Raw genomic sequence first — 21,906 nt, forward strand, 5'->3', positions numbered from 1 at the left:
AAGATTGTTCGGTTGTTCCTGGCGGTTTTAGTAAAAGGTGTTTTAATTAAAATGAAAATTGGTTAAATTTGTATATGACAACTTTAACTATTACCATTCCAGATAATGCCAAAACCAAATTGTCAAAGTTTGTAAAAGAACTTGGTGGCGAAATTGTGGTTGATAGTGAAAGTGTGTCAGGCAAATTAGTAATAAAGAAGGCCAAGCTTTTAGCTGACATTCAAACAGGCCTTAATGAAGTGAAAGCCATACGAGAAGGCAAATTAAAGCCACTAACGATGGATGATTTGTTAAATGACAAATAGAGTTCATCTTACTCCTTTTTTTTATAAAAAAGCAAAGCGTCTTATTAAAAAGTACAGTTCCTTACCTGAAAATTTAGACCAACTTCAAAAAGATTTACTCAGTAATCCTACATTGGGAGTAAACTACGGTGCCAATATTTATAAGATCAGGATTGCTGACGAGTCAAAGGGCAAAGGTAAAAGCGGCGGATTCAGAGTTGTTACATACCTTGTGAATGAAGTTGATGGAATTACAGAGATTTTTTTAATAACTATTTTTGATAAATCAGAGGAATCCTCAATTACGAAAGAGGATATCAAAAAATTAATTAAAACAGCAGGCCTGTAAAAAGTATCACGCCTGCCAACTCAATATCCTTTATTGATTTTTAGGTAATGATGCCAATGTATGGTCTCAAATAAAGGTCTTAATTATCCGCCGCTACATATTCCTCCGGTACTGCCCGCCCACCTCATACAGCGCGTGCGAAATTTGTCCTAACGAGCAATACTTACATACCTCCATTAATTGCTCAAAAATATTTTCGCCTGCAACAGCTGCTTTTTGCAGATTTTTTAATAATTGTGGTGCAAGAGCTTCATTACGTTGCTGAAAGGCCTGCAGCGCGGTTATCTGGTATTGTTTTTCATCTTCGGTGGCCCTGATCACTTCAGAGGGAATAATGGTTGGCGAGCCGTTTTTATTGAGAAAGGTATTTACACCAACAATAGGATATTCGCCTGTATGTTTAAGGGTTTCGTAATAAAGGGATTCTTCTTGTATTTTGCCACGCTGATACATGGTTTCCATAGCGCCTAATACGCCGCCACGGTCATTAATGCGTTTAAATTCGGCCAGTACGGCATCCTCTACCAGGTCGGTTAGTTCCTCTATGATGAAGGCTCCCTGTATGGGGTTTTCATTTTTGGCGAGACCCAGCTCACGGTTGATGATCAATTGGATAGCCATAGCCCGGCGCACCGATTCCTCAGTTGGAGTGGTAATTGCTTCGTCGTAAGCATTGGTATGCAGCGAGTTACAATTATCGTAAATGGCGTATAAAGCTTGCAGCGTGGTACGGATATCATTAAAGTCGATCTCCTGAGCGTGTAACGATCGCCCGCTGGTTTGGATATGATATTTTAATTTTTGCGACCGGTCGTTCCCCTTGTATTTATTTTTAATGGCTTTAGCCCAAATGCGGCGGGCAACCCTGCCGATAACCGCGTACTCAGGATCGATACCGTTGGAGAAAAAGAACGACAGATTGGGGGCAAAATCATCGATATGCATGCCGCGGCTAAGGTAATATTCAACGTAAGTGAAACCGTTTGATAAGGTAAAGGCCAGTTGGGTAATCGGGTTGGCGCCAGCCTCGGCAATGTGGTAACCGGAGATGGAAACCGAATAAAAGTTGCGCACCTTTTCGCTGATAAAATATTGCTGCATATCGCCCATCATCCGCAGGGCAAACTCGGTAGAGAAAATGCAGGTGTTTTGGGCCTGATCTTCCTTTAATATATCGGCCTGAACCGTTCCGCGGACGGTTGCTATGGTATAGGCTTTTATTTGAGCATAAACATCGGTCGGTAAAACCTGGTCGCCGGTAAGGCCAAGAAGCATGGTGCCAAGGCCGCCAGCCCCCTCTAAATCCTCTCCAATGGAGAGGCCTTTCTCACCGTACTTTTCCACTCCCTCTCCTTTGGAGAGGGCCGGGGTGAGGCGGTATTTAGGCCTTTCTAATCCTTTATCGTCATAAAGCTCTTTAAATTTGGCCTCAACATGGTGTTCCAGATGGTGCTCGCGGATATATTTTTCGCATTGCTGATCAATGGCTGCGTTCATAAAAAAGCCCAACAACATTGGTGCGGGTCCGTTGATGGTCATGGAAACGGATGTTGCTGCATGGCACAGGTCAAAACCCGAATAAAGTTTTTTGGTATCATCCAGCGTTGCAATGCTTACACCAGAGTTTCCTATTTTTCCATAAATATCAGGGCGCACATGCGGGTCTTCCCCGTAAAGGGTAACCGAATCAAACGCGGTAGAGAGCCGGTGCGCCGACTGCCCTAACGATACATAATGGAAGCGTTTATTGGTACGCTCGGGGCCACCTTCGCCGGCAAACATCCGGGTAGGGTCTTCTCCTTCCCGTTTCAGCGGAAAAACGCCGGCCGCGTACGGAAATTCCCCCGGAACATTTTCGGTTAATAACCAGCGTAAAATATCACCCCAGGCCTCATAACGAGGCAGGGATATTTTGGGGATGCGCGATTGCGAAAGGGAGGTGTAGTAAAGCGATTGCCTGATCTCCTTGTCACGCACTTTAAAAATAAACTCGTCGGCTTTATAAGTCTCAACTGTTTTGGGCCATTCGCGCAATAACCGGCGGCACTCGCCATCCAGGCTCTCTTCCAGTTGTGTGTAAAGAGCCTCCCCCCAGCCCTCTCCAAAGGAGAGGGAGTTTAGTAAATCGGCAGTTATGACGTTTCCGTTTAAGCCCTCTCCTTTGGAGAGGGTTTGGGTGAGGTCTATTACACCCCTTACCTGGAACATTTGCTGCGCTATCCTGCATTGGTTGTTAACCCATTCGTTGTAGGCCTGGCTGCTTTCGGCAATTTCCGCAAGGTAACGGATGCGTTCAGGTGGAATAATGTATACCTTTTCGGCATCTTTCCCAATCAATTCCATTTTGGTGTGAAAGTCCACGCCAGTCTTATTTTTAATAGTACGGATCAGCGCCGCAAACAGGCTGTTCATACCCGGATCGTTAAATTGCGAGGCCATGGTGCCAAAAACAGGCAGATCTTCATCCCTGGCATCAAACAGCCGGTGGTTACGCTTATATTGCTTGCGCACATCGCGTAGCGCATCCAAAGCACCACGCTTATCAAATTTGTTGAGTACCACCATATCGGCAAAATCAAGCATGTCAATTTTTTCCAGCTGGGTGGCTGCGCCAAATTCCGGAGTCATCACATATAAGGACAGGTCGCAGTAATCTGTGATCATGGTATCCGATTGTCCAATACCCGAGGTTTCTACAATAATGAGGTCGTATCCGGCGGCTTTGCAAATATCAATCGACTCCTGCACGTATTTAGATAAGGCCAGGTTAGCTTGCCGCGTAGCCAGCGAACGCATATAAACGCGCGGGCTGTTAATGGAATTCATGCGGATGCGGTCGCCCAATAAAGCGCCGCCGGTTTTTCGTTTGGAGGGATCAACCGAGATGATGGCCAAAGTTTTATCCGTCTCCATTAAGTAGCGGCGTACCAGTTCATCAACCAGCGACGATTTACCCGCGCCACCTGTTCCGGTGATTCCTAAAACGGGGATTTGCCGCGAGCCGGCCTTTTTAAGTTCATTTAAAAATCCATCAGCATTTTGAGGGTAATTTTCAACAACGCTGATGGCTGTGGCTATGGCCTTATTATTTTTAAGATGAAGTTGTTTAATCTCACCGTTTAGGTACGATTTGATCGGCACGTCGCACTGCCGCATCATATCGTTTATCATGCCTTGCAAGCCCATCTGTCGCCCATCATCCGGCGAGTAAATACGGGCTATGCCATAATCTTGTAGTTCTTTAATTTCGTATGGTAAAATAACTCCGCCGCCGCCTCCAAAAATTTTGATATGCCCGGCACCTTTTTCCTTCAGCAAATCGTGCATGTATTTAAAGTATTCAAGATGGCCGCCCTGGTATGATGTTAAAGCTATACCCTGAACGTCTTCCTGAATGGCGCAGTTCACCACTTCATCAACCGAGCGGTTATGCCCAAGATGGATTACCTCGACGCCCGAAGATTGCAAAATGCGACGCATAATGTTAATGGTAGCATCGTGTCCATCAAACAAAGAAGTAGCTGTTACAAAACGAATTTTATTTTGCGGCAGGTATGGAGTGGAGTTTTCCATCAGTATAATTGGTTATAAAACAAAAATAGCTAAAATACTCGTTGTTGCTAAAATTGGTTAAGCTAACCTGGGTGGGTATTAATTTATCCCAACGCGTGTAAAAATCCCTTTTATAAAAGGCACTATAGTTAAATTATTAATTTGCTTCCGTGGCAATTCTGCTGTTCAGGTCAGCCCCATTCGCATTAAAAATGATTTGTATCTTTGCAGCAATGCAAAACGAATTAACAGCGGCCATTCCCGGGTTTAAGAACTATAATAACTATGGCGCCTGGCTGCGCAAAAAATATAACGGGCAACGTGTTTTTAAGGTAATTGTTGATGGTGGATTTACCTGCCCTAACCGCGATGGCTCTAAAGGCTTTGGTGGTTGTACCTATTGCAACGTGGATTCGTTTACGCCATCGGTATCGCGCGATAACCCTTCCATACGCGAGCAGGTAATTAAAGGGATGGAGCGTGCCCGCAATGGCAATAAGGCAGATAAATTTATTATTTACTTTCAGCCCAATACCAATACTTACGCGCCCACACATTATCTGAAAATGCTGTACGATGAAGCGCTGAGCATTGAGCCCGAAAACATTGTAGGTTTATCGGTAGGTACCCGCCCGGATTGTATAGATGCCGAAAAGATAGCCCTGCTTGAAAGTTATACCGATCGTTTTGATGTTGACCTGGAAATGGGGATGGAGTCGATATACAACGATACCCTCGGGCAAATTAACCGTGGTTGTACCCACGACGAACTGATTAAAACCCTTGCCCTGCTGGAAAACTCTAAGCTGGATGTATGTGTACACACCATTTTTGGCTTCCCCTGGGAAACCAAACAAATGATGCTGGCTTACGCCGACGAGATCAACCGTTTTCCGCAAATTAAATTTGTTAAATTTCATCACCTGCATATTGTTGAAGGCTCCATTATGGGCGTTAAATATAAACGTGAGCCATTTAAGCTATTCAGTTTGCCCGAGTATGCCGACTTTTTATGCGAGTTATTACCTTTGGTTCGCCCTGACATTGTGATACAAAGGCTGTTCGGATTGTCGGACCGCGAACTGTTAATAGCCCCCAACTGGGAACTAAAAAAATCCGAGATCCAGCATTTTATCGACGAGGCTATCCGTACTAGGGGAATTGTGCAGGGATCGGCATATTGATACGTGCTTCGTTGGCATCTGCTTTGCATTTATTATGAGCTTAGTGGTTACAACAGAACATAAATTAGATAAGCTTTGTCTCAAAAATCTCTGCAAAACTATATTCCGGCTTTAACAGGAGTTCGTGCGTTGGCCGCCTACCTGGTATTCGTATCTCATTTCGGGTATGTTTTTGATGAATATTTTCCCCATTCTGTGCAACGTTTTTTCCGGGAGTTCCACATTGGTGTAACTATATTTTTTGTGTTATCCGGTTTTTTAATCGCCTTCAGGTATTACGACAACTTTTCTTTAAACAAGGATTGGTTTAAAAAATACCTTAAAAATAGAGTAGCGCGCATTTACCCCATGTATGCTATACTCACCCTGGGTGCGTTTGTGTATTATTTTTTTAGTCATGATCAATCCATCGTTGCGGGTACCGGGCACCCTGTACTTATGTTCCTGATGAATATTACGTTCATACGCGGTTTTTTTGATCAGCTTAAATTTACCGGCATAGCCCAGGGATGGTCGCTCACGGTAGAGGAGTGTTTCTACTTTTCGGCTCCGTTTATGTTTTATTTCGCTAAAAAGTATGGTAAACCGTATCTGCAACCCTTTATGATAACCGGCTTCGGCTTTTTGCTGGTGCTTATGTTCCGAAACCTGAACTGGTATGGTTTCTTCGGTAACTTTACTTTTTTAATGCTATTTACTTTTTTGGGCCGTTGTTTCGAGTTTTTTACCGGGATAATGCTGGCCTTGTACATCCGGAAAAATGGATTAGCAAATAACCATAAATTCAAGTTCACTTATTTGGGGTTCGTGTTGATATTTGTTTGCGTATGGATCATGTCTGTACTGCCTGTTTTACCGGGCCTTGCTTTTGGGCAACAGCATCCGCTTGGCATTATAACCAATAATTATTTGCTCGCCATCAGCATTGCCATTTTCTTTTATGGATTGATAACCGAGGATGGCACGGTTTTAAAACGAATATTGTCGAATAAATTTGTCGAACTGTTGGGTAAAAGCTCTTATATATTTTACCTTATTCATTTGGGGTACGTTTATAACATGCTTAATTTTTCTGTTAACTGGCTTAACGATGCTGTTTTTAAGCTGTACGATCAATGGGGGGTAGATTGGGTTTCGCCTTTCCAAAATGAGCAGCTTAACCTGCTGTATTTGTTTGTGGTATTAAACGGGATAGCCATAATTTTATTCAAAAATATTGAGGAGCCTGTAAACCACTATATCCGTAAGTCGGATTTTTTGGTGAAAAACAAGAGCCACCATCCGGAGAATGCTACTGCTATAAAAGTTGATTAATGTTGAAAATGAAATTGAGATTTACTTTACCTATTATATGGCTCCTCGTTTTAATCTTACAGATAGCTATAGGCAACAGGCTGATGGCTCAGGCTCCACGCCAGAGAAGTAATGCGGCACCTGAAGTCGTGATGACGGAGCATCCCCTGAAAAAAGATGCTATATTTAAGGCCGATTCGGTGATAGGCTATCATATTAATCTGCAAAGTAGTTACAAAACCAGCCAGAAAGGAACTTTATCTTACCTCATCAGTACCCCACGCGGCAAGCTCATCAACCAAAAAATAATTTCTGTTAACTTGGATGCTAATGCCACTAAAACGGTATATGTTGAAATTCCGGCTCAGAAAACCGGGTTTTATAAAGTGGATTTTATGCTTAATCTGCCCGATTATGATGATACCGTAAGGCGCGTTTTTGGTGTAGATATCTATACCATTAAATCAAACCACCTAAAGCCTGCAGATTTTAGCCAGTTTTGGCGCTCGGCAAAGGCCCAGTTGGCGCAGGTACCACCAGCGTTTAAGGTTACTGAGCAGCCCGACCGTGCGCAACGCGATTATAAAGTTTACCTGGTGGAGATGAAATCGTTAGGCAACATCACTGTGCGTGGCTGGATGACGATACCCAAAAATAAGAAACTCAACGAAAAATTGCCTGTATACATGGTATTACCTGGCTACGGAGCAAATTTGGACCCCATACCGGGCGTTCCAAATTTTGCGTGCATTGCCCTTAACGTGCGTGGCTTGGGAAACAGCAGGGATGTTGTAAATCCGTCAAAAGAAGATTTTATTACCTATAATATCCATGATAAGAATAAATATATCCTTCGGGGCGCTATTATGGATTGCGAGCGCATGCTGGATTTTATATCGGGGAATGCAGACCTGGATGCGAAATCAATTTTTGTAACCGGCGGAAGCATGGGCGGATACCTCTCGCTGGTACTGGCCGGGCTTGATAACCGGGTGGCTATGGTGGCTGCTGATAACCCCACCTTCTCTGATTTTAGGTGGACGGTAGGCTACGGCACCTTCCCCATGTCGGCGATCCTGAATTTTGCAAAGCTAAAACGCCTTAATGCAGAGCAGGTATTAACAACCCTGGATTATTTCGACCTGAAAAATTTTATGCCCACGGTAAAAGCAAATGTGCTGATGGCTATAGGCTTATTGGATAATTTTGCACCACCCAATACCGAGTTGGTAGCCTATAATAGCATCTCGTCTACCAAAAAATTGTTTATTTACTCCAACCTCGGGCACGAGATTGATCAAAGCCTGGGTAGCTTTAAAGCTGCATGGTTGTATAACGGTTTCCACATGTTTAACAGGGTCACCGCCCTTGGCCAAAATGAACCGACCGAGGCCTTAGCGGACACTGCGACAGATGATGATAATTCGACACGGGATAACAGCCTCCGGCCAATTGGTATGGTTGGCCATCCGGGAGCTAAGAATGCCGAGTTTAGTAGTAAGAGCGCTATTTATTACAACATCGATCTGAAAAATAATTTCGACAAGCTACAAAAGGGAATGTTGTCTTGCGAGATTATGACTGTCGATAATCAATTTATCTCTTTAACATCTGTGGCCGTCAAGCTGGCGCCTAAAGCCTTAAGTCAAATCCGTATTAATCTGCCTTCGCAATCGGCGGGGAAATACAAGGCTAATTTTATTCTCCGCACAGGCGATTATACCGATACTTTAAGGCGGATTTTTCGTGTTGATGCGGCCGCACCTGCCAGGCAGGCTGAACAACGCTCACCGGATGAAAACGAAACGGTAAGCCTTACCGAGCTGCCGGGTAATAAAGAGGCCATATTTAAAAGCAGTGGTAACATATTTTACAATCTCGATCTCAAAAATCATTTCAATACCCGGCAGCAAGGTAAGGTGTCGTGCGAAGTATCATCTATGGATGGTAAAAGTTTATCAACCAGCTCTTTCGATGTGGATCTGGCGGGTAAAGCGAGTAAGCAGGTGCATATAAACCTCCCTGCGCAGTTGCCTGGTTTTTATAAAGTTAACTTCATGATCAATGTAAATGATTACGACGATACCGTACGCAGGGTTTTTGGTGTGGATATTTATAATATCAATTCAAAGCATCCCAAACCGGCAGATTTCGACGAGTTTTGGGCCACCGCAAAAAAAGAACTTTCCGGTATTGAGCCCCGTTTCCGGATGATTGAAAAGCCCGAGCTGTCTAAAGACGGCGACCATGTTTTTCTGATCGAAATGCAATCCATCGGCAATTTAACCGTGCGTGGTTGGATGACTTTACCTAAAGACCGGAGGCGTAATCAAAAATTACCGGTATATATTGCTTTGCCCGGTTATGGTGCCAATTTGAAGCCTATACATGATATGTTTGATTTTGCCGCTCTGGCGCTTAATGTACGTGGCCTTGGTAACAGCAACGATGTGTTAAAGGTAGGGCGCGAAGAGTTTTTAACCAAGGATATTACGAATAGGGACAAATATATCCTTAGGGGAGCGATAATGGATTGCGTGAGGATGATGGACTTTGTTTACAGCAGGCCGGAATGTGATGCCACGTCGATTTTTGTAAACGGCGGCAGCATGGGCGGCTACCTGTCGCTGGTATTGGCGAGTTTGGATAGCAGGGTTACCATTTGCTCTGCGGGTAACCCCGCTTTTAGCGATTGGCGCGAAATGGTTGGCCGTAACGAATTCCCGATGGGATCCATCCAAAATTACGCCAGGCAAAACGATGAGGATTTCAATAAGATATTAAATAACCTTGATTATTTTGACCTGAAAAACTTTGTTGATGCCATAAAATGTAAATCGGTTGTAGGGATTGGTTTGCTGGATGTGCTGGCGCCGCCCAATACCGAGCTGCCTGCCTACAACAATATTAAAGGCAAAAAAAAGATCTTTATCTTCCCCAATTTGGGTCACCAGGTAGGAGACGATTTTGGCAATTTTTCATTTAAAATGGTGAATGATAATTTTGGATTATTTTAAACAGCTATATTTATAAATGTATTGTAGCATGAGAAGCAGAACAGGCAATAATGTATTACAAAGAGTAACATTACTTGTTTTTTTTATAGCATCAGTTATTCCTTACACAAGTGCTTTTGCCGGTGGAAAACCTGTAGGCAAAAAAAGGTTATTTTTAATACCTGCCGCAGCTTATTTCTTTAACAGTACTTACTGGGATAAGAATGGCCTGTATCATAAGTACGATGATGGGCTTAAATTTGGTTCGGCCATTTTATCAGTTAACAGCGAGTACGGTTTTTCCAGAAAGATATCCCTGATGGCTACAGTACCATACCTTATTAACCGGGTTTATCAACCTGGTTCAGCAACCACCAGCGTAAGCGGCTTAGGTGATGCTGAAGTAGGGGTGAGGTATTATGCATTCAATATTGACTATAATTTTTATTTTTCTGTTCAAGGAAATTTAATCATTCCCTTATATAAAAACACAAGCGATAAAAGTTTAGGCTATCAGCAATTAGGTACCGAAGTGCGATTATTGGGAGCTGGCGATTTTAAATTCTTATCTCAAAAGTTTTATTTTGAAGTGTCAACAGGCTCAAGGCAATATATGGGAGCTTTGGCACCTTTTCAGCTCAAAAATTCGCTGAGCCTGAGTTATTCGCTCACTAAAAAAAATCAGCTTTCTATCGCCGGAACTTCGTTGTACTCTTTTAGCGCTGTTAAAAATTCGCTGAATGTTGTAAACCCGCTGGATGTTGCCACTACCAAAGATTTTTCGTTTAACCAGTTAACTGCCAGTTATTCATACAGCATTCAAAGAAACAAAAGTTTGTTTTTAAGCTTTAGTAAATTTATAACCGGGCGCAACACCGGCGATGGTTCAACACTATCAATAGGATACGTGTACAAATACTAACCTGATAACATCAATGTCGTGAAACTAAGTTTTAAAATACTTTTATTGTTTGGTTTTCTGTTGGTATACGGAGTTAATACCTATGCCCAGTTTATATTGCCCGAAAACTTTAACAAGGGCAAGTTGGAGGCAGAGCCTTCAAAAGATGGTAACGAGGTACAGGGTAATGTATACATTACCGTTAAGCCCGGTGTAAAAAGCGCTATTTTTAAAAACCAGGAAGGTATTAATTACCGGGTTAAACTTTATAACGATTATAAAGTTAGACAACAGGGTAACCTGGTTTGCTTTGTAACCACCGATGAAGATGAATTTGTTTATGCTGATTCGGTAAACGTTAATCTTGCCAACGGCGAAAAAAAAGGCTACCATTTTAAAATTAACTGTAAGCTGCCCGGCTTTTATAAAATTGGCTTTGCAATGCATTTAACTTATTATGATGACACTGTAAAGCGTGTATTTGGTTTGAATCCCGGTAAGTTGACTACAGAGTTGCACAGGCCCGCTGATTTTGACGAATTTTGGGGCAATACACTTGATTCGTTAAAAACCTTTGCGCCACGGTATAAGGTTACCCTGGAGAAGTCGCTATCCATCAACAATAAATCAGTTTATTTGGTGGAAATGCATTCGTGGGGTAACGCGGTAATAAAAGGCTGGTTAAGTATCCCTAAAGACAGGCCTAAGAAACTACCTGTAAAATACAGATTGCCCGGTTATGTTGTGGCCATGGAGCCGAGTTTGGATGACGATGATTTTGCGGTATTTAATTTGAACGTTCGCGGTAATGGCAATGCGCGGGATGCCATCAATACACACGGCGAATATAATTTGTATAACATTGAAAGTCGGGATGATTATGTATACCGCGCAGTATACATGGATTGTGTGCGTGGGTTGGATTTTTTATTCTCACACAACGATTTGGGGCTTGATACCAGCCGGGTTATGGTGGATGGTGCCAGTCAGGGTGGCGGCTTGGCCATTGCTTTGGCCGCTATGGATAAACGGGTGAAGCTGGTGACCATGGAAGTACCCTTGTATGCTGATTTTAGAAAGGCCGTTGAAATTACCCAGCTTAATCCAAAATCCAGAACACCGGTAGGGATGATCACTAATTACTTACGCACTCACCCGGCGTTTACAGAAGATAAATTATTTGCAGTTTGGGATTATTACGATCCTTTAAATTTTGCGGACAAGGTAAATTGCCCGGTACTGATGGGAATTGGTTTGCTTGATCAGTTTTGCCCGCCGCAATGTAGTTTTGTGCTCTTTAACCAAATGAAAAATAAGAATAACGAGGTATGGTCAAGTCCCGAAAAAACACACGAGGTTGATGCGCTTTATTATACGTATCAGTACTTATGGTTTCAGGATATTTTGAGATTACCATGAGGGGGCTGGTTATTGAGTTTGGGGTATTGAAGTTACGCAAATGCGGCCTATAATTCTTCTAATCGTTGACCTGAATCCGCAGCGAATAATTAATCGCAATTTTTAAATCAATAACCTGTTTAACCAGACAATTGCATTAAAAATCACTGCAGGAAACTCTTATCACCTATAAGCTATTAACCAATAATTGACTAACCGAATAACTCAATAACCGCCAGCGCGGTATACACCGAATAATTTGTTTATTTCTTTTTCGCGATAAGCAAATATGTTTTTTACTTCTTTTTCAACGAGTACGGCGTTTGCTATCTGGCCTATAATGCCGTAGGGGATGGCATAGGTTAAAATATCCGTCATATGTACGCCGCCTTTTATCTCTTTAAAATGATGTTCGTGGTGCCACATGGCATAAGGGCCTGTGCGTTGTTCATCAATAAAGTATTCCAAATCTTTTACGTGGGTAATTTCGGTTACCCAATTCATTTTGATACCCAATACTGGTGACACCTTATAGGATATCAGCATACCAGGATACATCTTGGTGTCGGCAGTGAAATCAGATGTAATTTCAAAATTCATTTTCGCCGGGGTAATCTTTGAGAGATTGAGTGGCGACGAAAAAAAGTTCCATGCTTCGGCTAAGGGAATAGGAAGGTTATGCTCAAATTTAAAATGATATGTTTTCACCTTGCGGTAACACATCGGATTGAAAATTGTTTTGATTTTTTTAGATAAAATTTAAGCGATAATCTATCTTAAAATAAGGCGGTTGAAGGATAAATATCCCTTACCTCACTGAAAAGTGAAATTAAACGATTAAATAAATAATCGCCTCGGGGTATTACTGCACCATTTTGTTTGCGCAGTACGAGCTGGCAAAAGCTTCAGGCTTGGCTTTAAATACAAAGCCCATGCTTAAGATATAACCCATAGCTTCGTGTAAGGCCTGGTTTGATTTAAACATCGGGTTGGTATTGATGTCGGCATGAACCTCCAGGTCAACATCATACAAGTCGAGCAGGTCGCATAATTTGTAAGCAATGTCGATTGACTTTTGCACTTCGTTCAGCATCCGCTCCTTAATGGTCATTTTTTGCGATGTGCGTTCCTGGTGGATAAACATAAAGCCGCCTCGTTGCTCACGTAAAAACACAATAACGGTGGCAAAGTCTGTTATCGCCCCTTTTACCTGAGAATCCGTGCCGATACAAACTTTTAACTTGTTGCCAAGGTTGGCTTCTCTTTCAATAGCTTTTTCAACTTCTTCGATAATGGGCAATTGGATAATCTCGCCGCTAAATTTTCTCCAAGTCATACTATGATGGTGGTTTTTAAGCAAACCCAAACTAGGTTTACTAAAGTTAAGGCTTAAGTATTCAATATCATGTAATCTTAGTGTGATTTATTTGTTAACATCTTCTTTAATATCAACACTTTAATTCATTTTTGGTTGCGAACAATCATCCCCATGCTTTTTAAAGTTTATATTTTGTCGCCCGTATGCGTTATGCAAACAAATTCGTTAATTAGGTATTATAGATTTATTTTTGACGTGAATAATGAATATAAAACCCTGGTCGTACTTATTGGCAGCATCGTTTGCGGTGGGCTCAATTTTGTCGTGCAATAAAAATAACAGCGATTTAGTCGAAATCCCGGCAACACCCGGAAAGGTGGCTTTTTATAATTTGATACCAAACTCAAGTGCTATCAATATGTATGTGAATGGTACGCGGCAAAACAGCAACAGAATAGATTATGAGTATTCGTCGGGATATATGAGCATCGCACAGGGGCAGCAACTCATATCGTTTAAATACGACGATACACGCAATGATGTTTTTACACCAGGAGTTAATATCAATATACCTGCAGGTAACACTACTATTTTTGTTGCTGGAAAATCAGCATCCGATCTTATTTATAGCAGGGATACCGCCGTGGTAGATACCTTGAGTTATAAACCCAAGTTCAGGTTTATCAATGCCTCTTCGGACTCGCCTGCTTATGATGTAAGCATAAATAAGGTATCAATAACAAAACAGGCTTATAAATCAGTATCGGCGTTTAACAGGGTTGATACCGGTAAAGTAACCTTAAAAGTAAATGTATCGGGTACAAGCACCAGTTTATTAAGCACCCAAATAACTTTGCAGGCCAGTACTATTTATACAATGTATTTGTATGGTTCGTATAAAGGCTCGGGCCTTACTTATAATTTAAGAGTTAATTAATAAATTTTAGCGCAACATAGTTGTATTTTAAATATCAAATGAATAATAAGCTGAATAACTTATATCTGTTGCTGGCATTGGTGCTCATTATACCTGTAATTTCATCATGTGGTAACGCCGGTAATGTAGTTAATCCTACCGGAACAACCACCAAGATAGCCATCATTAATACCAGCCCGGATGTGGGGCCAATTGCCGCCTTTATCAATAATATTCAATTGGGCTCAACCAGTACCGTTACCGCTTCAAAAACGTATTTCCGATATTCCAGTACCCCGGCATACTACAGTATAGGTTCAGGGGCATTAACCATACAGCTGCGGGCCTATCCTAATACCGGCCTAACCAGCGAGATTGATACCATTGTGGTGAATAAAAGTTATTCCTTGTTTTTAGTAGGTTTAAATTCCACTAATAGCTTAAGTACTATATTTACCGTTGATACTTCATCAGTACCCACCCAGGGGCGCGGAAAAATCAGGTTCATCAATGCATCTCCCCTTACACCCGCGCTGGATATGTTGGCCAACGGAACTACGGCTTTTACCAAAATGACCTATAAAAAAGTATCCGGATATGTGGAAGTGCCCGCCGGTATTTACGATTTTAAAATTACTGCTACAGGCGCCCCAGCCAGCGTATTAACCGACCTGTCGCGTATTACCGTTCAAGATGGGAAGCTTTACACTTTGTTTACCAAAGGTTTGGTGGGGCGCACAGATACCGCTGCCTTGAGCCTGAATGTGATAACTAATAAATAAAAGTATCGGATTGATACGGGATATTTATATTTTTGCCACTTAACTAATCTTAACTGTTTTGGAATTTATCAAAAGCCTTATCGATTTTATACTGCATATTGACAAGCACCTGGCTGCTATTACAAGTACCTACCAGGGTTGGACCTACCTGATTCTGTTTGCGATAATATTTGCCGAAACCGGTTTTGTGGTAACACCTTTTTTACCAGGCGACTCGTTATTGTTTGCTGCCGGCGCACTGATAGCAGGCGGTAAATCGGGCCTTGATATTTATATTATGGCTTTGCTTTTAGTTGTTGCAGCTTTTGCTGGCAATACCGTTAATTATGAGTTGGGTAAATTTTTAGGGGTAAAGGTATTTAAGGCCGACAATAAGATATTAAAGCTCGAGTACTATTTAAAAACCAAGGCCTTTTTTGATCAACATGGCGGTAAGGCAGTTATCTTCAGCAGGTTTTTACCTATCATACGTACCATAGCACCATTTGTAGCCGGCGTTGGCCGCATGCCTTTTTTACGTTATAGCTTATATAACATTATCGGCGGTTTAGCATGGGTTATCAGTTTTTTAATGATCGGGTACTTTTTTGGTAATATCCCGGTGGTGAAGAAAAATTTCACTATTGTGGTTTTGGCTATCATATTACTCTCCGTAGTTCCGCCAATTTACGCGGCAATAAAAAACAAATCAGCTGGCAAAGCCGCTTAATCTACGGTTATTAAACTTTATTTTATCGGGCGGGGTATAACTTTACCTTGCTTATAAAGTAGTTGTTCGTTGTCGGCCTGCATTGTGCTTGCCGGGCTGTTGGTCTTGTCAATCAGTGTATTCAAATCGGGTTGGCCTGCATCAACCCAGGCTGAAAACCAAAAGCAGCCAATCTCTAAAATTGCGGCCCTCATTTGCCGTTCAATCATCCCGTGCAATGCTTTTTGGTATGCAGCTGAATATTCAACCGAATAATCTTTATAGCTTTTTCCGTTGCGTTTAACCATCTGGTATTTTTTATCTGCAGGGAACGCTGCGCTTAGTTTTCGTTCAAAAATCAAAACCGAATCTACACACCTAAAGGTTCGGCGGCTAATTCTCCATGCTTCTTTAAGCGGGCTTTGTACGTAGTGGGCACGGCCAACGTTGTAATGGTAACTGTCACCAAATAATTCGGGTATACGTGTTTCCCAAAGTGCGTGTATACCGGTTTGGTTGCTTAGCTGCCCATTGTAATTCTCCGTCATGTGCAAGGGCACGTGGGCATCGGCAATGTAATGCCCCAGGTTGGCTGATGTTCTTAATATGGCAATTGTATCCCTGGTTTTAAACGCTCGCACCAGCTTGTAATAATAATGTTGAATAGTCCAGGGTACGGTACCATATTTATCAATGCTATCGGCAGAGTATTGTCTTTCTGCCTCGGCCCAGCGTTGCGGCATTCTATCAAAAGGCTTTTTACCATAATGGTCGGCATCGAAAAAATGGCGTGGCCCCTCGGTGGAATCAACGTAACGCTTTTTGTCGGGATCTACGGCATGCTCGGTGATAAAATCAATATTGGCCTTGTAAAAGCCAGCCATAGCTTTAGGTAAAGTAAAAACAGCAACGCGGTTGATGCGTTTATGAGCAAAAAATCCCCAGGATGAACACACAATTAAAACGATGCCGCCCGAAAGTGAAAGTATAAATCGCTTCATTGATGTAAATATGCAAATTGTTTAGTTAACGTGGAGCTTCATCTTTAACATGCACTGCCTTTAACACGATAAGGCGCTCAAACAGATCAGTTGTTTACAAAAATGGATAGTATATTATCCACTCAACACACTTAGTTTCAAAATTGGCTTGAAAAATTGCCGCGATTTGTGTTTTTTAAAAATGGAATTTAAGCGGCAATGAGTCAATCGTTTGCATTGCTTTAAAGTGCAAATAATAAACCAAGATGAAATTTTGGTGTGGTTGTTGGGGTTGGGGATTAAAATTGATAACAATATGAAAACATTAATTCACAAAACAACCCTTTTAGCTTCATGCGTTTTAGCTATATTTATTTCTTCGTGTACCAAGGATAACGACAATGTTGTAAAAGCAAAAGTTCAATTGGTTAATGCCAGTCCTGATGCCGGTGCATCAAATTTATATGTTAACAGTAGCCAAACTAACACAAGCAAGGTTGCCTATGGTACAGCCTCCGGGTATTCGGACGTCAACATAGGTAATGGGCAAACGGTAGAAGTTAAATCAACAAGCGGATCTACTCTGGCCAGTACAACTTCAGATTTTGATGCCGGTACAAACTATTCAGTTTTTTTAACCGGTCAGTCCAGCGCAAGTAATTTATCGGCCATTGTTACTAAAGATGATCAAACAGCGCCATCATCCGGAAATGTTAAAATCAGGTTTGTAAATGCGGCTTCCATTTCTCCGTCCATCGATTTAACAAGTAGCGGGTCGGTATTTTTTTCGGCACAATCTTATAAAGCAGTTACTGCTTATGTTGAAAAACCTGCCGGTGCTTATGTATTTAAGTTAAACATAGCAGGTTCGTCTACAGCCCTGGTTACTACCCCATCTATCACGCTGCAAAGCGGTAAAATATATACTATTTTTGCCAAAAGTTTGTTAGTTAGCGGTAGCCTGGTGTTAGATGCAGCTGTTATTGCCAATAACTAAGTATGCGAAGCAAAAGTTGAATAATTTATTCCCTATTTATAGTCGCTTTACAGCATCGAGTGTATAAGCAAATAGAGAATAGCTTCCATTGTAATGATGCTCAACATAAGTGAGATACAGTTTACAGGTAGTTATCCTGATAATGGAAATATTTTGAAATTGATTTTGTTGTTTTAAAATAAGTTTCTATATTTGCAGTCCTTAAAACAGAACGAATAATAGCTATAAGAAATGGCAAATCATAAATCATCCATAAAAAGAATCAGGTCTAACGCTGCGAAGCGTTTACGCAACAGGTATCAGGCAAAAACCACCAGAAATGCCATCAAAAGATTAAGAAGCACTACAGCCAAGGCAGAAGCAGCTCCTCTTTTATCTAAAGTAATTTCTATGCTTGATCGTTTAGCTAAAAAGAACGTTATTCATAAAAACAAAGCTTCAAATAACAAGTCTAAGTTAACCAAGTTTGTTAACGGCTTAGCTTAATTTACATACAGCTTTAAATAGCTTAAAAATAGCGATGGGTTTAAATACTCATCGCTATTTTTGTTTTGCTCCATATTTTAAATAGCTTTAAAGCATAAAGCTAAACCATAAACACAGTGGAGTATTACGAAGGCAAGATCAGTATCAAAGCATGGGCCGAAGAGGATCGCCCGCGCGAAAAATTGATTGGGCAGGGCAGGCGAAATTTAACCGACGCGGAGTTGATTGCTATATTAATTGGGTCTGGAAGCAGGGATGAATCAGCTGTTGAGTTAAGTAAGCGTATTCTGCATCATTATAAAAATGATTTAAATGCTTTAGGTAAAGCATCAGTTGCCGAGTTATGTAAGTTTAAAGGCATCGGCGAAGCCAAAGCGATATCAATTGTAGCTGCGCTGGAGCTTGGCCGCCGCCGCGATGATACCGAAGTTAAGGCGATAGAGAAAATTGGCAGCAGCCGTGATGCCTACCAGTTATTTTATCCTTTACTGGCCGATTTAAATCACGAAGAGTTTTGGATTATGCTGATGAATAAAGGGAATAAAATAATAGGTACCCACCTGATCAGCAAAGGTGGTTTAGCTACAACTATTGCCGATCCGAAAATTATTTTCCAGATATCCCTTGAGCACCATGCGGCTTCGGTTATCCTGGCCCATAACCATCCCTCAGGCAATTTAAAACCAAGTGCCGAAGATCTCAGTCTCACCAAAAAAATAATCGCCGGAGGGAAACTGCTGGATATTACGATTTTTGATCATATCATTATAACTGATCAAGCTTATTACAGCTTTGCTGATGAAGGTGTGTTGTGAAAGGTTGATATGGAGGGAGATGTGTCCTTTGATATGAAGGGTTCCTGGAAAATGTCATCGCTATTTTTGGGGCTGGTCTGATCTGTTGCTTATCATGACGTTCGTTTAAGTGGTTGATTGTCAGTATTTTTTTTGCTTTGATAGTCACTGGTTCTTAATTTATAGCCGGAGCCTTACTCAGTATGACATGCCTTTTTTAGTGCGCGCAAGCCGTCATCCTGAGTATCCGGTCCGGCCAGCCGAAAAAAACTGGGATGACGTTTGAACCTTGTAGATTGTTAGGTGCAGAAAGAAAGTGCGCAAAAGCCCGACTGCAGTCAGGCCATTGCGCACTTTTCCTGTGCACTAATGTAGATCACGAAATTCCAAATGTCATCCCTGTTTTTCCCCGGCTGGCATCATCTGTTACATTTAATGCAAAGCAATTAATCTTGTTTCTATTTCACGTGATTACATCTTCCATAAAATGAATTGTCATCTTCAAATCTTCCATAAATAGACCTATCTTTGCGGTTCATTTTTTGCAAGCATGAAGATCTCGTATAACTGGTTAAAGCAATTCATCCAAACAGATAAAAGTCCTGAAGAGTTATCCTGCATTTTAACCGGAATAGGTTTGGAGGTGGAGAGCCTTGAAAAAGTGCAGTCTATTCCCGGTGGTTTGGAAGGGCTGGTAATAGGCTATGTAAAGGAATGTGTACAGCACCCCAATGCTGATCGTTTACGCGTAACCAAGGTAGATGTTGGTACAGGCGAAGATCTACAGGTAGTTTGCGGCGCAGCTAATGTAGCCGCAGGGCAAAAGGTTGTGGTTGCTACGGTAGGTACAACGGTTTATCCACTAAAGGGCGAACCTTTTAAGATCAACAAATCTAAAATACGTGGCGAAGTATCCGAAGGGATGATATGTGCCGAGGATGAAGTAGGCTTAGGCGAATCGCACGACGGCATTATGGAGTTAGACTCTGATGCCGAAGTTGGCGCCTTAGCGAAGGATTATTTCAAACTGAACGACGATTATTTATATGAAATTGGGTTAACCCCTAACCGCGCCGACGCGGCATCGCACCTGGGTGCGGCAAGGGATATTGCAGCCTTTTTAAAAACTGACATCCTGAAGCCTGATGTAAGTGCGTTTAGGGTGGATAATCATGAACTTGAGATAGACGTAGTAGTTGAAAATGCCGCCGCAGCGCCCAGATACTCTGGCTTAACCATTTCGGGCGTTGAAGTGAAAGATTCACCTAAGTGGCTTAAAGAAAAGCTGGCTGTTATTGGCCTGCGTTCTATCAATAATATTGTTGATGCTACCAATTATGTACTGCACGGTTTGGGCCAGCCCATGCATGCTTTTGATGCAGATGCAATCAGGGGCGGAAAGATAGTTGTAAAAACCGGCCTTGAGAGTGTAACCTTCAAAACTCTGGATGATGTCGATCGTAAACTTTCGGGCGATGACCTGATGATATGCGATGCTATCGGGCCGATGTGCATTGCCGGCGTTTTTGGTGGTGCCGAATCGGGCGTAAGCCAATCTACCAAAAATATATTCTTGGAGAGTGCTTATTTTAATGCTGTATCAGTTCGTAAAACATCCAAAAGGTTTGGTTTAAAAACAGATGCCTCGTTCCGCTTTGAGCGTGGTACCGATCCGGATATTACAGTATTCGCTTTAAAGTACGCCGCATTGTTAATTAAGGAGATTGCAGGAGGAGTTATTTCATCCGAAATTTTTGATTTTTATCCTGCGCCGGTAGCGCCTTTTGATGTGGAGCTATCCTACAAAAACGTTGACAGGCTGATTGGTAAATCTATACCGCACGGCGAAATTAAAGCGATTATTACCGCTTTGGATATCGTGATAACAGGCGAAACAGCCGAAGGATTATCACTCAAGGTACCTCCATACCGGGTTGACGTTACCCGGGATGTGGACGTGATAGAGGAGATATTACGGATTTATGGCTATAACAATATCGAGATCCCTACCCAGATCAGGGCTTCGTTAAATACTTCGGGCAGGCCCGATAAGGATACCGTACAAAATACCATCTCGGATATCCTGACAGCTAATGGGTTTAACGAGATCATGTCCAACTCGCTCACTAAATCGGTCTATGCCGAAAATATTGATGAGGCGGTAAAGATATTGAACCCGCTGAGCAGCGATCTGGATATCATGCGCCAAACGTTATTGTTTTCGGGCCTGGAAGCGCTGGCTTATAACCAGAACCGCAGAAATATGGATTTGAAGTTTTACGAGTTTGGTAAAACCTACAACCTGAAGGAAGAAAAGTACGTGGAGAACCAACGCTTTGCTTTATTTTTAAGCGGGGCAATGCAAACAGAAAATTGGAACGCCAAAACAACAGCGGCAACATTTTACAATTTAAAGGCCGTAGTTGACGGATTGATGGCCCGTCTTAACGTTACCGATTTTACTGTAGAGGATACTGCCGACACTAATTTTGCTTATGGTTTAAAATACAACCGTGGCAATAAAACATTGGTGAGTTTTGGCGCCGTAAGTAAGCCTGCCTTAAAAAAAGCCGACGTAGATAAGGAAGTATTTTATGCCGATTTTAATTTTGATGTATTGTTGGGCCTGGCTAAAAAGAATACGATAGTTTACCGGGAGGTATCTAAATTTCCGGCCGTGCGGCGCGATTTATCTATGCTGATTGATAAAGGCGTATCTTTCCAGCAGTTAAAAGGCATAGCCCAGAAAACCGAGCGTAAATTGCTTAAGGATGTAAACGTGTTTGATGTTTACCAGGGAGATAAGCTGCCATCAGGAAAAAAATCTTATGCGCTGAGCTTTGTATTGCAAGACGAGGAGAAAACATTAACCGACAAAGCTATTGACGCCATAATGCAAAAATTAATTTATAACTTCGGTAAAGAGGCCGGGGCAGAGATCAGGAAATAGCATTTGTTAGATGTTAGTAGGTTATTAAGTTAATATGT

The 21,906-nt window shown here is 41.9% G+C and carries 18 protein-coding genes; 14 read left to right on the forward strand and 4 right to left on the reverse strand.

Features of this window, described 5'->3' with window-relative positions:
• Positions 1 to 74: 74 nt before the first annotated feature.
• Together MUCPA_RS21250 and MUCPA_RS21255 are read left to right on the forward strand one after the other, a co-directional pair.
• The gene (locus MUCPA_RS21250) at positions 75 to 305 is read left to right on the forward strand and encodes a hypothetical protein (protein WP_008509203.1); all 231 of its coding nucleotides are present in this window, start codon (positions 75 to 77) and stop codon (positions 303 to 305) included.
• Entirely contained in the window at positions 295 to 633 is a 339-nt protein-coding gene (locus MUCPA_RS21255) for a type II toxin-antitoxin system RelE/ParE family toxin (RefSeq protein WP_008509205.1), read from the forward strand. The genes MUCPA_RS21250 and MUCPA_RS21255 overlap by 11 nt, the downstream gene beginning before the upstream one ends.
• A 93-nt stretch (positions 634 to 726) precedes the next feature.
• On the opposite strand, the gene MUCPA_RS21260 is transcribed toward MUCPA_RS21255, so the two are convergent.
• Complete coding sequence (locus MUCPA_RS21260; protein WP_008509207.1) at positions 727 to 4,206, reverse strand: methylmalonyl-CoA mutase family protein; 3,480 nt, start codon at positions 4,204 to 4,206, stop codon at positions 727 to 729.
• Between the two features lie 212 nt (positions 4,207 to 4,418).
• Here MUCPA_RS21260 and MUCPA_RS21265 point away from each other — a divergent pair, with 212 nt between their 5' ends.
• The 5 genes from MUCPA_RS21265 (at position 4,419) to MUCPA_RS21285 (ending at position 11,978) form a co-directional block, all read left to right on the forward strand.
• Entirely contained in the window at positions 4,419 to 5,369 is a 951-nt protein-coding gene (locus MUCPA_RS21265; protein WP_008509208.1) for a TIGR01212 family radical SAM protein, read from the forward strand.
• 75 nt (positions 5,370 to 5,444) lie between these two features.
• Positions 5,445 to 6,683: an acyltransferase family protein gene (locus tag MUCPA_RS21270; protein WP_008509209.1), complete on the forward strand. Its 1,239-nt coding sequence runs from the start codon at positions 5,445 to 5,447 to the stop codon at positions 6,681 to 6,683.
• 8 nt (positions 6,684 to 6,691) lie between these two features.
• A complete protein-coding gene (locus MUCPA_RS21275) occupies positions 6,692 to 9,679 on the forward strand; it encodes an acetylxylan esterase (protein WP_008509210.1) in 2,988 nt (995 codons plus the stop codon).
• Between the two features lie 28 nt (positions 9,680 to 9,707).
• Positions 9,708 to 10,580: a hypothetical protein gene (locus tag MUCPA_RS21280; RefSeq protein ID WP_008509211.1), complete on the forward strand. Its 873-nt coding sequence runs from the start codon at positions 9,708 to 9,710 to the stop codon at positions 10,578 to 10,580.
• Positions 10,581 to 10,598: 18 nt separating this feature from the next.
• A complete protein-coding gene (locus MUCPA_RS21285; protein ID WP_008509212.1) occupies positions 10,599 to 11,978 on the forward strand; it encodes an acetylxylan esterase in 1,380 nt (459 codons plus the stop codon).
• A 204-nt stretch (positions 11,979 to 12,182) separates the two neighbouring features.
• On the opposite strand, the gene MUCPA_RS21290 is transcribed toward MUCPA_RS21285, so the two are convergent.
• On the reverse strand, positions 12,183 to 12,557 hold the full coding sequence (locus MUCPA_RS21290) for an SRPBCC family protein (protein WP_233276774.1): 375 nt from the start codon (positions 12,555 to 12,557) through the stop codon (positions 12,183 to 12,185).
• A 262-nt stretch (positions 12,558 to 12,819) separates the two neighbouring features.
• A complete protein-coding gene (locus MUCPA_RS21295; protein WP_040626244.1) occupies positions 12,820 to 13,293 on the reverse strand; it encodes a ribonuclease H-like YkuK family protein in 474 nt (157 codons plus the stop codon).
• A 244-nt stretch (positions 13,294 to 13,537) separates the two neighbouring features.
• Here MUCPA_RS21295 and MUCPA_RS21300 point away from each other — a divergent pair, with 244 nt between their 5' ends.
• The 3 genes from MUCPA_RS21300 to MUCPA_RS21310 are packed head-to-tail and all read left to right on the forward strand — an operon-like array spanning position 13,538 to position 15,682.
• Positions 13,538 to 14,212 carry a DUF4397 domain-containing protein gene (locus MUCPA_RS21300; RefSeq protein WP_008509215.1) on the forward strand — a complete coding sequence of 225 codons (675 nt, stop codon included), beginning with the start codon at positions 13,538 to 13,540 and terminating at the stop codon, positions 14,210 to 14,212.
• A 38-nt stretch (positions 14,213 to 14,250) separates the two neighbouring features.
• Complete coding sequence (locus MUCPA_RS21305) at positions 14,251 to 14,973, forward strand: DUF4397 domain-containing protein (RefSeq protein ID WP_008509216.1); 723 nt, start codon at positions 14,251 to 14,253, stop codon at positions 14,971 to 14,973.
• A gap of 58 nt (positions 14,974 to 15,031) precedes the next feature.
• Positions 15,032 to 15,682, forward strand: a complete 651-nt coding sequence (locus tag MUCPA_RS21310) for a DedA family protein (RefSeq protein ID WP_008509217.1) — start codon at positions 15,032 to 15,034, stop codon at positions 15,680 to 15,682.
• 17 nt (positions 15,683 to 15,699) lie between these two features.
• On the opposite strand, the gene MUCPA_RS21315 is transcribed toward MUCPA_RS21310, so the two are convergent.
• On the reverse strand, positions 15,700 to 16,662 hold the full coding sequence (locus MUCPA_RS21315; RefSeq protein ID WP_008509218.1) for a zinc dependent phospholipase C family protein: 963 nt from the start codon (positions 16,660 to 16,662) through the stop codon (positions 15,700 to 15,702).
• A gap of 295 nt (positions 16,663 to 16,957) precedes the next feature.
• On the opposite strand from MUCPA_RS21315, the gene MUCPA_RS21320 reads away from it, so the two are divergent.
• The 4 genes from MUCPA_RS21320 to pheT all read left to right on the forward strand — a co-directional run bounded on the left by MUCPA_RS21320 (position 16,958) and on the right by pheT (position 21,868).
• Positions 16,958 to 17,638 (forward strand): DUF4397 domain-containing protein, encoded by a 681-nt coding sequence (locus MUCPA_RS21320; protein ID WP_157543958.1) that lies wholly within the window; start codon positions 16,958 to 16,960, stop codon positions 17,636 to 17,638.
• Positions 17,639 to 17,869: 231 nt separating this feature from the next.
• On the forward strand, positions 17,870 to 18,124 hold the full coding sequence (gene rpsT, locus MUCPA_RS21325; protein WP_008509220.1) for a 30S ribosomal protein S20: 255 nt from the start codon (positions 17,870 to 17,872) through the stop codon (positions 18,122 to 18,124).
• A gap of 116 nt (positions 18,125 to 18,240) precedes the next feature.
• Complete coding sequence (radC, locus tag MUCPA_RS21330) at positions 18,241 to 18,939, forward strand: RadC family protein (RefSeq protein WP_008509221.1); 699 nt, start codon at positions 18,241 to 18,243, stop codon at positions 18,937 to 18,939.
• Between the two features lie 529 nt (positions 18,940 to 19,468).
• Positions 19,469 to 21,868, forward strand: a complete 2,400-nt coding sequence (pheT, locus tag MUCPA_RS21335; RefSeq protein ID WP_008509223.1) for a phenylalanine--tRNA ligase subunit beta — start codon at positions 19,469 to 19,471, stop codon at positions 21,866 to 21,868.
• The last annotated feature ends 38 nt before the right edge of the window (positions 21,869 to 21,906 follow it).

The organism is Mucilaginibacter paludis DSM 18603, from assembly GCF_000166195.2.
Taxonomy (GTDB): Bacteria; Bacteroidota; Bacteroidia; order Sphingobacteriales; family Sphingobacteriaceae; genus Mucilaginibacter; species Mucilaginibacter paludis.

Excerpts from the sequence above, each read along its gene's own strand:
- MUCPA_RS21260 (WP_008509207.1), bottom strand. The coding sequence starts at position 4,206 with ATGGAAAACTCCACTCCATACCTGCCGCAAAATAAAATTCGTTTTGTA.
- MUCPA_RS21250 (WP_008509203.1), top strand. The coding sequence starts at position 75 with ATGACAACTTTAACTATTACCATTCCAGATAATGCCAAAACCAAATTG.
- MUCPA_RS21275 (WP_008509210.1), top strand. The coding sequence starts at position 6,692 with ATGAAATTGAGATTTACTTTACCTATTATATGGCTCCTCGTTTTAATC.
- pheT (WP_008509223.1), top strand. The coding sequence starts at position 19,469 with ATGAAGATCTCGTATAACTGGTTAAAGCAATTCATCCAAACAGATAAA.
- MUCPA_RS21280 (WP_008509211.1), top strand. The coding sequence starts at position 9,708 with ATGAGAAGCAGAACAGGCAATAATGTATTACAAAGAGTAACATTACTT.
- MUCPA_RS21255 (WP_008509205.1), top strand. The coding sequence starts at position 295 with ATGACAAATAGAGTTCATCTTACTCCTTTTTTTTATAAAAAAGCAAAG.
- MUCPA_RS21305 (WP_008509216.1), top strand. The coding sequence starts at position 14,251 with ATGAATAATAAGCTGAATAACTTATATCTGTTGCTGGCATTGGTGCTC.
- MUCPA_RS21315 (WP_008509218.1), bottom strand. The coding sequence starts at position 16,662 with ATGAAGCGATTTATACTTTCACTTTCGGGCGGCATCGTTTTAATTGTG.
- MUCPA_RS21290 (WP_233276774.1), bottom strand. The coding sequence starts at position 12,557 with ATGAATTTTGAAATTACATCTGATTTCACTGCCGACACCAAGATGTAT.
- rpsT (WP_008509220.1), top strand. The coding sequence starts at position 17,870 with ATGGCAAATCATAAATCATCCATAAAAAGAATCAGGTCTAACGCTGCG.
- MUCPA_RS21320 (WP_157543958.1), top strand. The coding sequence starts at position 16,958 with ATGAAAACATTAATTCACAAAACAACCCTTTTAGCTTCATGCGTTTTA.
- MUCPA_RS21265 (WP_008509208.1), top strand. The coding sequence starts at position 4,419 with ATGCAAAACGAATTAACAGCGGCCATTCCCGGGTTTAAGAACTATAAT.
- MUCPA_RS21295 (WP_040626244.1), bottom strand. The coding sequence starts at position 13,293 with ATGACTTGGAGAAAATTTAGCGGCGAGATTATCCAATTGCCCATTATC.
- MUCPA_RS21300 (WP_008509215.1), top strand. The coding sequence starts at position 13,538 with ATGAATATAAAACCCTGGTCGTACTTATTGGCAGCATCGTTTGCGGTG.